The sequence below is a fragment of the Streptomyces sp. NPDC001903 genome (genome assembly GCF_042891345.1).
In the GTDB taxonomy this organism is placed as follows: Bacteria; Actinomycetota; Actinomycetes; order Streptomycetales; family Streptomycetaceae; genus Streptomyces.
Genome location: NZ_JBIASZ010000011.1, coordinates 237,797 through 249,555, shown reverse-complemented (window position 1 = coordinate 249,555; position 11,759 = coordinate 237,797). Strand labels below are relative to the sequence as shown.

11 protein-coding genes are annotated in these 11,759 nt (G+C 70.7%); 3 read left to right on the top strand and 8 right to left on the bottom strand.

Going from position 1 to position 11,759, the window contains the following annotated elements; genetic code table 11:
* The first annotated feature begins 68 nt into the window (after positions 1 to 68).
* Positions 69 to 1,700: an MFS transporter gene (locus tag ACFYZS_RS24705; RefSeq protein ID WP_389016417.1), complete on the top strand. Its 1,632-nt coding sequence runs from the start codon at positions 69 to 71 to the stop codon at positions 1,698 to 1,700.
* A gap of 102 nt (positions 1,701 to 1,802) precedes the next feature.
* Here ACFYZS_RS24705 and ACFYZS_RS24700 read toward each other — a convergent pair whose 3' ends face one another.
* From ACFYZS_RS24700 to ACFYZS_RS24665, 8 genes are all read right to left on the bottom strand, one after another.
* Positions 1,803 to 2,372, bottom strand: coding sequence for an RICIN domain-containing protein (locus ACFYZS_RS24700; RefSeq protein ID WP_389016414.1), 570 nt, complete (start codon positions 2,370 to 2,372; stop codon positions 1,803 to 1,805).
* A gap of 226 nt (positions 2,373 to 2,598) precedes the next feature.
* A complete protein-coding gene (locus ACFYZS_RS24695) occupies positions 2,599 to 3,345 on the bottom strand; it encodes a TetR/AcrR family transcriptional regulator (RefSeq protein WP_389016411.1) in 747 nt (248 codons plus the stop codon).
* A 163-nt stretch (positions 3,346 to 3,508) separates the two neighbouring features.
* Positions 3,509 to 4,270 carry a thioesterase II family protein gene (locus ACFYZS_RS24690; protein ID WP_389016409.1) on the bottom strand — a complete coding sequence of 254 codons (762 nt, stop codon included), beginning with the start codon at positions 4,268 to 4,270 and terminating at the stop codon, positions 3,509 to 3,511.
* Positions 4,267 to 5,634: a methylaspartate mutase gene (locus tag ACFYZS_RS24685; RefSeq protein ID WP_389016406.1), complete on the bottom strand. Its 1,368-nt coding sequence runs from the start codon at positions 5,632 to 5,634 to the stop codon at positions 4,267 to 4,269. Before ACFYZS_RS24685 ends, ACFYZS_RS24690 begins: the two co-directional genes overlap by 4 nt.
* A complete protein-coding gene (locus ACFYZS_RS24680; RefSeq protein ID WP_327136032.1) occupies positions 5,631 to 6,140 on the bottom strand; it encodes a cobalamin-dependent protein in 510 nt (169 codons plus the stop codon). Before ACFYZS_RS24680 ends, ACFYZS_RS24685 begins: the two co-directional genes overlap by 4 nt.
* Positions 6,130 to 7,365, bottom strand: a complete 1,236-nt coding sequence (locus tag ACFYZS_RS24675; RefSeq protein ID WP_389016471.1) for a type III PLP-dependent enzyme — start codon at positions 7,363 to 7,365, stop codon at positions 6,130 to 6,132. The genes ACFYZS_RS24680 and ACFYZS_RS24675 overlap by 11 nt, the downstream gene beginning before the upstream one ends.
* Before the next feature lie 11 nt (positions 7,366 to 7,376).
* Positions 7,377 to 8,846 carry an AMP-binding protein gene (locus ACFYZS_RS24670; RefSeq protein ID WP_389016468.1) on the bottom strand — a complete coding sequence of 490 codons (1,470 nt, stop codon included), beginning with the start codon at positions 8,844 to 8,846 and terminating at the stop codon, positions 7,377 to 7,379.
* A gap of 198 nt (positions 8,847 to 9,044) precedes the next feature.
* A complete protein-coding gene (locus ACFYZS_RS24665) occupies positions 9,045 to 9,824 on the bottom strand; it encodes a thioesterase II family protein (protein ID WP_389016403.1) in 780 nt (259 codons plus the stop codon).
* A gap of 450 nt (positions 9,825 to 10,274) precedes the next feature.
* Here ACFYZS_RS24665 and ACFYZS_RS24660 point away from each other — a divergent pair, with 450 nt between their 5' ends.
* Positions 10,275 to 11,513 (top strand): cytochrome P450, encoded by a 1,239-nt coding sequence (locus ACFYZS_RS24660; protein ID WP_389016399.1) that lies wholly within the window; start codon positions 10,275 to 10,277, stop codon positions 11,511 to 11,513.
* A gap of 14 nt (positions 11,514 to 11,527) precedes the next feature.
* A complete protein-coding gene (locus tag ACFYZS_RS24655) occupies positions 11,528 to 11,743 on the top strand; it encodes a ferredoxin (RefSeq protein ID WP_229907090.1) in 216 nt (71 codons plus the stop codon).
* Positions 11,744 to 11,759 lie beyond the last annotated feature (16 nt).

Sequence of the window (11,759 nt, the reverse complement as noted above, 5' to 3'; positions counted from 1 at the left end):
GTGACACGCGTGTGCGTACCTGATACGCTCTGCGTGCCGCGTACGCCGAGAGGATATGGACGATTGCCATGACGGAACTGAAGCCCAAGGCAGGAACGAAGGAGTGGATCGGCCTAGGAGTGATCGTCCTGGTCACCCTGCTGGTCTCTGTCGATGTGTCCGTGCTGGGATTCGCGATCGCGCCACTGAGCGAGGACATCTCGCCCACGGCCTCGCAGCTGCTGTGGATCATGGACATCTACAGCTTCGTCCTGGCCGGCACCCTGGTCACCGTCGGCTGGCTGGGCGACCGCATCGGCCGCCGCAAGCTGCTGCTGATCGGTGCCGCCCTGTTCGGCGTGGCCTCGGCCCTCGCCGCTTTCTCCACCAGCCCTGAGATGCTCATCGCCTCGCGGGCGCTGCTCGGCCTCGCCGCGTCGACCCTGACGCCGACGTCGCTGGCGCTGATCCGCAACATGTTCCACGACTCCAAGGAGCGCAAGACGGCCATCGCGGCCTGGGGTGGCACGCTCACCTCGGGTGCCGCCATCGGTCCCGTCGTCGGCGGTCTCCTGCTGAACAACTTCTGGTGGGGCTCGGTCTTCCTGATCAACACCCCGGTGATGGTCCTGGTCCTGCTCTCGGCCCCGTTCCTGCTCCCCGAGTACCGCGACCCGAACCGCGGCAAGCTCGACCTGCTGAGCACCGTGCTCTCCCTGGCCGGCGTCATGACGCTGATCTACGGGTTCAAGGAGCTCGTCATCGAGGGCTACAGCCAGAGCGCGGTCGTCTGGGCCGTGGTCGGCGCCCTCCTGGTCGTCGCCTTCGTGGTCCGCCAGAAGACCGCCGCCAACCCGATGATCAACATCTCGCTGTTCCGCAGCGGCGGCTTCAGCGGCGCGGTCATCGTCAACCTGATGGTCGCCTTCGCCCTGATGGGCAGCAGCGTCCTGACCAACCAGTACCTCCAGCTGGTCCTCGGCTACTCGCCGCTCAAGGCCTCGCTGTGGTCGCTGGCCCCGATGCCCGCCATCGGTGTCGCGGTCGCCCTGTCGGCCTCGCTCGGCCGCAAGATCCGCCCGGCCGCCCTCATCGGCTCGGCCCTGGTCATCATGGCCGCCGGCTTCGGCGTCCTGACCATGGTCGAGGTCGACTCCAACATCGCGGTCGTCCTCGTCGGCGTCGGCCTGCTGGCCGGCGGCATGGTGGCCTCGAAGACCCTGGCCGCCGAGATCGTGGTCACCTCGGCCCCGCCGGAGGAGGCCGGTTCCTCGGTCGCGACGTCCGAGACCTTCACCGAGTTCGGCATCGCCTTCGGCTTCGCCTCGCTCGGCTCCATCGGCTCCGCCGTCTACCGCGACGACATGGCCAAGATCAGCCCCGAGGGCGTCACGGGCTCGGCGCTCGACTCGCTGCGCAGCACCATCGGCGGTGCGGCCGACGTGGCCGCCCACCAGTCGCAGCAGGTCGGCGCCCAGGTGATCGAGGCGAGCCGGGAGGCCTTCACGCACGGCCTCCAGGTGGCCTCGCTCGCCGGTGCGGGCCTCATGCTCCTCACCGCCCTGATCGCCGCCCTCCTGCTCCGCAAGACCCCGATCGAGGCGGCGCTGCCCGGCTCGCTCGAGGCCGCCCAGTCGCAGGAGCCCCAGCACATCCCGACCACCGCGGGTGCGGCTTCCACCCCCGCCGCCGCACCGCACTCTTCGGTCGCCTATCACTGATCCCCGATAGGCCCCGAAGGGCCCGTAAGACGTCCGCCCCGACCACCTCCCGGTGGTCGGGGCGGACGTCTTACGGGCGGACGTCTTACGGGCGGACGCCCCCTACCACCAGGACTGGTTGTTGGGTCCGGTCTGCCACAGGCGGTCGTCGCTCGGGTACGAGTAGTCCAGGCGGACGGTGTCCCACTGGTCGTTGTTGGTGTTCTGGAGGGCCATGGCCACGTCCACGTTCTTCAGCGGACGCCAGACCCACCACCGCTCCGGGTTGCCGCCCTTGGTCTCCAGGCGCAGGCTCCACTTCTGCTGGTCCGAGCCGTCACAGGCGCGTACCACGAGGCGGTTCCCCCGGACCGGGTTGGTCGACTCGGGCTCGATACACCGATTCGCGGCACGGTTGCGCAGGGTCGCCGTCCACAGCTGGTTGGTGCTGTCGTAGGTGCCTTCCCAGTCCCACGCCTCCGTGATGTAGCTGTCCCAGCGGGTACCGCGGAGCGCGATCACCTCGGTCCCTTCCCCGGTGCCGTCCGAGGCCAGCGCCAGGCGGCTGCCGTGCATCTTGTTCACCAGGTCTTGGTTGACGAGCGAATCCGCCGACGCCGGCGAGGCGCCGGCCAACACGATCGGGACCGCCGCACAGACGGCGGCGAGCAGCGAGAACCTGCGCTTGCGCATGACATGCAGTCCTTCCGGAAAAGGGCTTGGCAGCGCAACGACGCAGCCTCGGCCCGGGAACGGCTGGGACGCTTTCACACACGTCTGCGCAATTTCTCCCGCCACGCCCGAACAGGAGTCGCAGAAACGATCCCCTGTACGCACAACGGCTCCACCGGCAGCACACCCGCCCACTCCGCTCGCCGCGGGGACCACGGTGCCCCCGCCGGCGTCGGCAGCGGAGCGGTCAGGCCAGGGGGTTGTCGCCGGCGTTTTTGCGGATCAGGACCTCGATGCCGTCGAGGACCCGCTCCAGGCCGAAGGTGAAGTCGTCGTCCGTCTCCTGGAAGGTGCCGGCCTCGATCAGTTCGCGGACCGCGGGGAAGGTCTCCGCGTCGACGAACTTGTCCATCGCCCGGCCGTAGTTGGCCATGAGCTCTTCCTCGCTCTGGTCCTGGCTGGTCAGCGGCATGGAGACCTGCGCGTTGTTGCGTACGTAGCCGACCATCAGCAGCATCACCGAGAGCTTCTCGTTCGGCGAGAGCCCGGTGCGGCCGAGCGTGCGCAGCCCGCATTCGAGCCAGCTCATCTGGCCCGGCTCCAGCGGCGGCCCGCTGACCGGGACCTGCAGCATCCACGGGTGGCGCCGGAAGATCTCCAGGAACGCGCGGGCCCACAGCTCCAGGCCGCCGCGCCAGTCCTTGTCGCTGCCTTCGAGCAGCGGCGGCTTGCCGTACGCCATGTCGACCATGAGCGAGTGGAGTTCGTCCTTGCTCGACACGTGCCGGTACAGGGACATCGTCGCGAAGTCGAGCCGCTCGGCCACCCGGGCCATCGACAGGGAACCCAGTCCGAACTGGTCCGCGTACTCGATCGCCGCCGTGACGATGCGTGCCGCGCTCAGGCCCGCGCGTGCTCCGCGCTGTTCCCGGCTGCGCAGCTCCCACAGCACGTCGATGCTGCCCGGCAGGCCGCTGCCCTCGTTACTGGTCATGGAGCGTCCCGCCTTCATTCGTCCTCTTCGAGAGATCCGGAGATGCCGTGCGTATCACGCACGCATCTCTGACATGGTATGCGTCACCAGGCCGTTTTCCCGCACCCGAGTACGGGAAAGGCTCCCGCCGCGTTCGGCGGGAGCCCTTCCCGGCCCGGGGCGGTCAGCCCAGGTGCGCGGAGATCTCCCCCAGGACGGCGCCCGCCTGGGAGTTGAGGTAGAAGTGGCCGCCCGGGTAGGTGCGCAGGGCGTACGGGCCGGTGGTGTGCCGCTCCCAGGCCCGCGCCTCCTCGGGGGTCACGTGCGGGTCGCTGTCGCCGGTCAGGACGAAGAGCGGGCAGGCCAGCGGCTGCCCGTCCCGGTACCGGTAGGTCTCGGCGGCCCGGTAGTCGGCGCGGATCGCCGGCAGGATCATGCGGACGATCTCCGGGTCGCCGAGGACCGCGGTGTCGGTGCCGGCGAGCCGGGTGATGTCCGCGAGCAGGCCCTCGTCGTCGCGCAGGTGCACCCGCTCGTCACGGACGGTGGACGGGGCGCGGCGGCCGGAGGCGAACAGTCCGTGCAGGACGGTGCCCTCGGCCTCCAGGCGACGGGCGACCTCGAAGGCGAGGGTCGCGCCCATGCTGTGCCCGAAGAAGGTGACGGGCCGGTCGCACCACGGGCGCACCTCGGCGGCGAGGGCGTCCGCGAGCTCCTCGATGGAGTCGAGGCAGGGCTCGTGGCGGCGGTCCTGGCGGCCCGGGTACTGGATCGCCAGGACGTCCGCGCCCGGGGTCAGTGCCCGGGAGACCGGGAAGTAGAAGGAGGCCGAGCCGCCCGCGTGCGGGAAGCAGATCAGCCGGTGCGCGGCGTCCCGCCCGTCGGGGTGGAAGCGGCGCACCCAGGCGCCGGTCTCCACGGGGACGGGGACGGTCTGTGTGGTCATGCGGTGTACTCCTTCGGCCGTGACCCGATCGCCGCCCGGCCGCGGACCAGCTCCGCGGTGACGGGGTCGAGTTCGCGGGGTCCTGCGTCGAACTTGCACCGGACATGGAAGAGGTCGTTCATGAGGTCGGCCGAGCCGATCTTCCGCGAGGGCCCGCGCTCGGCGATCCCGGCGATCGGGAGCTTGCCGGTGTCGGCCCAGCACAGCCGGCCGCCGGAGTCGATGTAGCTGCGCGCCCGGCCCGCGTTGTCGGGGTGCACGCAGTACGGGACGTCGAGGTAGCCGTGGCGGAAGGCCTTGAGCAGGGCCCGCCCGAGGTCGTCGTCGAGGTTGAGGACGGCATCGACCAGGGCCCGCGCCTCCGCGTAGGTCGGGGTGTCGGCGAAGGTCTCGTCGCGGCCGCGGCCGGTGCGCAGCGCGGTGGTGCTGGCGTATTCGAGGGCCTGGACGTTCTCCGCGACGGTGGGGATGCGGCGGGCCTCGGCGGCGGTCTTGACGATGAGGCGTTCCGCGCCGGTGGTGACGGCGAGCCGGGCCGCGCTGGCGAGCAGCCCGTACGCGCCGTGGTCGGTCTCGGGGTAGACGCCCATGTAGGCGTAGATGACGACGTGCCAGTTGGCGACCGGCAGCATCTCGGCGCACAGCCGGCGCAGCGCGGTGACGGCTTCGCGGTCCTGGACGGGGTCGGTCTGCTGGGCGTAGCTCATGGAGATCGAGCGCAGGCCGCGCTGGGCGAAGAACATCGCTTCGAGGAAGCTGATGGCGACGAGCTGGCTGGGCGGGCACAGCTGGCCCATCATGCAGCCGCCGAAGGTCTCCAGGTGGGGTTCGATGCCGACGTCCTGCATGCGCACGTACAGGTCGCAGCAGTCCTCCCAGTTGCGGATGGCGTCGGCGAGCGGGGTGCGCCCGTAGGGCAGGCAGTACGAGACCGGCCCGCCCTCCGTGGCGTTGAGGTTGAGCCGCATCATCGCCCGGAAGATGTCGATGGGCGTGGCGGAGCCGTGCCGGACCTGCACCGGGAAGCCGTGGTCGCGTACGCCCTCGAGCACGGCGGCGGTGGTTTCGGGCGGGTGGCTGACGACCGGGTAGCCGTTGAGGTCGATGCCGTCGCGCAGGGCGGTCTCGACGGCCTCCAGGTTCCCGACGCGGGTGTAGCTGTCGAGGGTGAGGGTGCCGACGGTGGCGGCGTCGGCGGCCTTGGTGGCGACGAGCCCGGTGCGCATCCGGCCGGGGTCGCCGAAGCCCATGCGGGGCTGGACGACGAGGCGGCCGTTGCCGCCCTCCCTGCGGACGAACTCCCCGAAGTCGACGGGGGCCGGGCCGGCGGGCAGTCCTTCGCGGACGGCGGCGGGTTCGCTCATGCGGAGACCCGTGCGTGGTCCGCGGCCTCCACGGCCGGCCGCCGGGGCTCCGAGGGCAGGGTGGCGAGGAAGGCGTGGAACGCGGCGATCGGGTCCTGGCCGTCCTCGAACACGGCGTCGAAGCCGGCGGCCATCAGCTCGTGGGTGCGGCTGGCGCCCTCGCCGCCGTCGGTGCCGAGCTTGCCGCCGATGACGATGGGCGTCGCGGCCAGCGGGGCGGCGTCCCGGAGCTGTCCGATGACCCGCATCCCGTCCTGGTAGCCGTGGCCGTTGACGCTGCTGATCACGATCATCTCGGGATTGCGGTCGCGGCATTCGGAGACGAGCAGTTCGTCGGGGACGCACGGGCCGAGGTTGACCACGTCGTACCCGCACTCCTCGATGAGCAGTTGGAGGAAGACGAGGTTCCAGGTGTGGGAGTCGGAGGCCAGGGTGGTGACGATCACGGTCCCCTTCGACCGCTCGACGAACGACTCCGTGCCCCTGGCGGACAGGTCATGCATCATCGCCCTCCACGGTCCGGTAGGTGCGTACGTGTTCGATGCGGGAGACGGAGACGACCTTGCCGCCGGAGACGGCGACCTCGGTCGGCGCCGGGCGCCCGAGGAACATCAGGAGGCTCGACGTGGGCCCGTACGCACCGGCGTTGGGGATGCGTACGAGGTCGCCCTCCTCCAGCGGGGGCAGGTCGATGCCGCGGCCCAGGACGTCGCCGGGGGTGCACAGCGGGCCGACCAGGCTCGCCTTCTCGGTCTCCTCCCCCGCCTCGACCTGCACGGACACCGGCAGCAGCCGGCCGAGGCCGGACATCCCGCCGAAGGTGTTGATGCCGGCGTCGAGGATGACGAACTTCTTGCCCCGGCTGACCTTGACGTTGCTGACGCGCGCCACCAGGGTGCCGCTGTCGCCGGACAGGTAGCGGCCGGACTCCACGGCGAGCCGCGGCGCTCCCTCGCGCCACTGCGGGAAGTGCAGGTCGAGCGAGGCCTCCAGCTCGGTGCGGAGCTTGGGGTAGCGGGCCCGCTCGCCGTGTTGCGCGTACGGGACGGAGAAGCCGCCGCCGATGTCGAGCAGGCGCAGCGGGACGCCCAGGTCGTCCTGGATCGCGGCGGCCACCCGGATGGTGTGGGTGAGTTCGCCGATGAGGGATTCCTCGTCGGCGGCGTTGCTCTGGGAGAAGAGGTGGAGTCCGGCGATGCGGGTGCCGGGCACCGAGCGCAGCCGCTCGGCGAGGCCGGCGACGGTCTCGCTGTCGATGCCGAACTGGGTGGGGGCGCCGGTCATCCGGATGCTGGTGGTGGCGCTGGCCGAGGCGCTGTTGATGCGCAGCAGGCAGTCGGCGACGGTGTCGTGTTCGAGGGCGGCGCCGCCGATGTGCTCCAGGTCGCTCAGGGACTCGGCGGAGAAGGTGCGCACGCCGGCCGCGATGGCCTCGTACAGCTCCTCGGGGGTCTTGCCGGGGCCGGTGTAGAGGATGTCGGAGCCCGGGTAGCCGGCTTCGAGGGCGTTGGCGAGCTCACCGGTGGAGCTGATCTCGGCCTTGCAGGCGGGGCCTTCGCCGTCGCGCAGGGCCCGTACGAGGTCGACGTGCGGGTTGGCCTTGAAGGCGTAGAACACCTCGAAGCCCTCGGGCAGCCAGCCGAACAGGTCGCGGCGGGCGCCGCGGGCGCGGTCGAGGTCGTAGACGTAGAGGGGCGTGCCGTACTGGCGGGCGAGCTCGGTCGGCTCCATGGACGGGAAACTCACTTTCCACTTCCTTCGAGCAGCAGGGCCAGCTCTTTGCGGGAGTTCTTGCCGTGCTGGGTGAGCGGGAACTCGCTCAGCACGCGGACGATCGCCGGGACCTTGGCGGGCTCCAGGCGCTGGGCCACGCCCTTGAGCACCTCGGTGGGGGTCAGGTCGGCCTCGACGAAGAGGGCCAGGTCGTGCTTTTCGCCGGGCGCCAGGGCCGCGGCGGCGCGCACTCCGGGGATGTCCATGGCGGCGCCCTCGATCTCGAGGGTGCTCATCCGCAGGCCCTTGCGCTTGAACATGTCGTCGCGGCGGCCCTCGAAGTAGAGGTAGCCGTCGGTGTCGAGGTGGCCGTAGTCCCCGGTGTGCAGGCTGCGCTGCCCGCTGGCGGGGTCGGTGCGGAAGGTGTCGGCGGTGATCTCGGGGCTGTTCCAGTAGCCGGGCATGACGTGCGGGCCGACGGCGACGATCTCGCCGACCTCGCCGGCGGGCAGCTCGTTGCCGTCCGCGTCGACGATCAGCACGCGGGTGCCGGGGAGCGGGAGGCCGACGGCGCCGGGGCGCTCGCGGTCCTCCTCGGGCGGCATGACGGTGATGCGCTTGGCCTCGGTCTGGCCGTACTGGCGCACCACGCGGGCTCCGGGGAAGTGCTCGCGCAGTGCGTCGATGGTGGCGGGCGGCAGGGCGGCTCCGGTGTTGGTGAACATCCGGACCGGGGCCTGGGGCTCGGTGTCCCGCTTCGCCAGGCTGACGATCATGGTGGCGAAGGAGGGGACGATGGGGACCACGGTCGCGCCGGTCTCGCGCATGCGGCGCACCAGCGTGAGGTCGGAGTCCTGGTCGGCGAGGACGATCTCGCAGCGGGCGATGCAGGTCATGACGACCTTGTAGAGGCCGTAGTCCCAGGACATCGGGAAGCGGCAGAAGACGATGTCGTCCGACCGGTACCCCAGTGCCTCGACCAGGCCCCGGGAGGCGAAGGCCACCTGGGCGTGCGGGCAGACGACGCCCTTGGGGGCCGCGGTGCTGCCGGAGGTGTAGATGAGGGTCGCCACGTCGTCGGGGCGTACCTCGGAGGTGATGCGGGCACCCCGCGTGCGCAGTTCCTCGACCTCGGACCACACGTCGGCGAGCAGGTGCACCGCGCCGACGGCCTCCTGCAGGCCCGCGCCGGTCGCGGCGTCGCCGATGGCCAGCTTGGGCCCGGCGTTCTCGCTGACCTGGCGCAGGTGGTACGGCTTCATGGTGGGGTTGAGCGGTACGAACACCGCTCCGGCCCGGGAGGCTCCGTAGAACATGGCGGCCAGCTCGCGGCTGGTCGGCAGCTGGAGCACGACCGGGTCGCCGACGCCGACGCCGCGGCCGCCCAGCCAGGCCGCGAAGGCCTGGCTGTACTCGTCGAGCTCGCGGTACGTCCAGGCACCCGCGGCGTCGCGGATGGCGGGGGCGTCCGGAGCCGCCGCGGCGGCGGCGTCCAGCAGTCCGTGGACGGTTTCCTTTTGGGACGGTCCGTGTCCGGGAGCAATTCCTGCTGCTGCGGATTCTTCGCGTATCGAATACGAGAGGCTGGCCAACGCCCCACTCCTGCCTTGAGTTGTGGCTCGGGTCGTCCCCCCGTGAACCGGCTGGAAAAGACCCGAGGGAGACAGGACATCCTTCTTTTCAGATGTCGCTTGAATTCAGACTGAGTTCGCTTGGAACGACCGGGCAATGTGGTCGGTAACGACCTTCCGGACGTCTTCGGCGTGTTCGTTCAGGAAGAAGTGGCCCCCGGTGAAGACGGTGAGGCTGAACGGTCCGGCGGTGTGTTCGCGCCAGGCCGCCGCCTGTTCCGTGTCCACGTGCGGGTCCTCGGTCCCGGTGAGCACGGCGATCGGCGTACCGAGCGGCGGGCCGGGGCGCCAGCGGTAGCTCTCGGCGGCCTTGTAGTCGCTGCGGATGGTGGGGAGGATCATCCGGACGAGCTCGGGGTCGTCCAGGACGGCCGCGTCGGTGCCCTGCAGGCGCAGGATGCCGGCGACGAGCTCCTCCTCGGTCTCGGCGGCCTCGGCCCGGGCCGATCCGCCGCGGACCCGGGACGGGGCGCGCATGCCGGAGACGACGAGCCCGGCCGGCGGCCGGCCCCGCTCCTCCAGGCGGCGGGCGGTCTCGAAGGCGACCATGGCCCCCATGCTGTGACCGAACAGGGTCACGGGCCGGTCCGACCAGGCCAGGAGCTCCTCGGCGGCGTGCGCGGCGAGCGTCTCGATGTCCTCGACGCAGGGTTCGCTGCGCCGGTCCTGGCGCCCGGGGTACTGCACGGCGAGCACGTCCACCTCGGGGGCGAGCGCCTGCGCCATCGGGAACCAAAAGGTGGCGGCGCCGCCCGCGTGCGGGAAGCAGACGAGGCGGTGGGGGGCGTCCGGCGAGGGCTGGAACCGCCGGATCCATGCACTGGTGCCCTGCAGCGTTTCCGTCATGACTCCTCGACTTCCCTTCCCGGCGACCGGGCGTTGTCCCGAGACCGGGCGGTATCCCGAGCCCCCGCCACCATCGAATCGGGGCGCGGGCACCGGCCGCCATTGCCGCCGCCCCCTGTGACCACCCTTCACCACCCCTAATTTCGCCGGGTCAGCGCCATTCCCATCAGGGGCGCTGCGGCTTAGGGGTTTTCAGCAGGGGTGAAGGACAGCAGCCTGAATGGGGTGAACTCCGGTTGGGGGTCCTTCCGTATGGGGGCACCTCCCGGCGGCAGCCGGGGGGAGAGTCCGGTGGAGGAATGCGCAGGCGTTTTCCGTCAAAGGTGACGCACCGGTGCGTGCGCCCTCCCACCGCCACCCGCCGAGCCCGAACCGAGCCCGACCACGACCCACGCGATCGATCCAGGCCGTGACCGCACACCAGGTGCGGGGCGGATGAGAGAGGGACCCATGACGGAACTCACCACTGCGCGGTCGGAGACGACGGTCCGCGCGTTTCCGCTGCCGCGCACCGGCTGTCCGATGCAGCCGGCGCCGGACTACGCCGTGCTGCGCGAGACGGAGCCCGTCTCCCGCGTGAAGCTGACGTTCAACGGTCGCGAGGCCTGGCTGCTGACCCGCTACGAGGACATGCAGCAGATGCTGCGCGACCCGCGTTTCGAGTCGGACATCGCCGACCCCGGCTACCCGCTCCAGTTCGGCTTCCCCCTGGAGCTGCTGGAGCAGGGCATCGTCCAGCGCACCCTCTTCCACATGGACCCGCCGGTCCACACGCAGCACCGCATGATGCTGATGCCGGAGATGACCGCCAAGAAGGTCGAGGCCATGCGGCCCCGCACCCAGGAGATCGTCGACGAGCTCATCGACGCGATGCTCGCCCAGGGCGGCCCGGTGGACATCATCTCCGCCCTGACGATGCCGCTGCCGTCCGTCGCGATGACCGAGCTGCTCGACGTGCCGCGCGACCAGACGGACCTCTTCTACCGCTGGATCACCTCGCTGGTGACCCAGGGCACCCCGGAGGAGCACGCCGCCGCCAACACCGAGGTCGAGATCCTGCTGCACCGGCTGATCGCCGAGCGCACGGAGAAGCCCGCCGACGACCTGATCAGCAGCCTGATCCTGCGCAATCAGGAGCGCGGCGGCGACCTCGGCCCCACCGACATCAGCGCCCTCGTCCGCACGATGATCGCGGGCGGCCACGAGAGCACCATGAACGGCATGACGATGGCCGTCCTGGTGCTGCTCAGCCACCCCGAGCAGGCGGCGATCCTGCGCGAGAAGCCGGAGCTCGCCGGCCAGGCGGTCGACGAGCTGATGCGCTTCTCCAGCGTCGCCGACCACGGCACCGTCCGGGTCGCGAAGGAGGACGCGGAGATCGGCGGGCAGCTGATCCGCAAGGGCGAGGGCGTCATCTGCTCGCTCACCGCGGCCAACCACGACCCGAGCGTGTTCGCCGACCCGAACACCCTCGACTTCCACCGCAAGGAGGCCGCGCAGAACATCGCGTTCGGCTACGGCCACCACCGCTGCGCCGGCCAGGTCCTGGTCCGGATGCAGATGGAGGTCGTCTTCACGACGCTGCTGCGCCGCATCCCGGGCCTGCGTCTGGCCAAGCCGGTGGAGGAGCTCCCGTTCAAGGAGAAGGCCCTCATCGACGGCCTGCACGAACTGCCGGTCACCTGGTAACGGAGAGGACGAAGATGCTGCAGGTCATTATCGACAAGGACGTCTGCGTCGCCTGTGGGGCCTGTGTGCTCTCGGGTCCGGACGTCTTCGACCAGAACGAGGACGGCCAGGCCATCCTCGTCGTCGACGAACCGGGCGAGTCGCTGCGCGACCAGATCCTGGAGTCCATCGAGGCCTGCCCGGTGCAGGCGCTGAGCCTCGTCGAGCACGCGGTGGCCACGGCCGAGTGACCCCGCCCGTCCGCCC

Coding starts and splice junctions, on each gene's coding strand:
- ACFYZS_RS24665 (WP_389016403.1), bottom strand. CDS start 9,824: ATGACGGAAACGCTGCAGGGCACCAGTGCATGGATCCGGCGGTTCCAG.
- ACFYZS_RS24685 (WP_389016406.1), bottom strand. CDS start 5,634: ATGAGCGAACCCGCCGCCGTCCGCGAAGGACTGCCCGCCGGCCCGGCC.
- ACFYZS_RS24700 (WP_389016414.1), bottom strand. CDS start 2,372: ATGCGCAAGCGCAGGTTCTCGCTGCTCGCCGCCGTCTGTGCGGCGGTC.
- ACFYZS_RS24675 (WP_389016471.1), bottom strand. CDS start 7,365: ATGGAGCCGACCGAGCTCGCCCGCCAGTACGGCACGCCCCTCTACGTC.
- ACFYZS_RS24680 (WP_327136032.1), bottom strand. CDS start 6,140: ATGATGCATGACCTGTCCGCCAGGGGCACGGAGTCGTTCGTCGAGCGG.
- ACFYZS_RS24660 (WP_389016399.1), top strand. CDS start 10,275: ATGACGGAACTCACCACTGCGCGGTCGGAGACGACGGTCCGCGCGTTT.
- ACFYZS_RS24655 (WP_229907090.1), top strand. CDS start 11,528: ATGCTGCAGGTCATTATCGACAAGGACGTCTGCGTCGCCTGTGGGGCC.
- ACFYZS_RS24695 (WP_389016411.1), bottom strand. CDS start 3,345: ATGACCAGTAACGAGGGCAGCGGCCTGCCGGGCAGCATCGACGTGCTG.
- ACFYZS_RS24690 (WP_389016409.1), bottom strand. CDS start 4,270: ATGACCACACAGACCGTCCCCGTCCCCGTGGAGACCGGCGCCTGGGTG.
- ACFYZS_RS24705 (WP_389016417.1), top strand. CDS start 69: ATGACGGAACTGAAGCCCAAGGCAGGAACGAAGGAGTGGATCGGCCTA.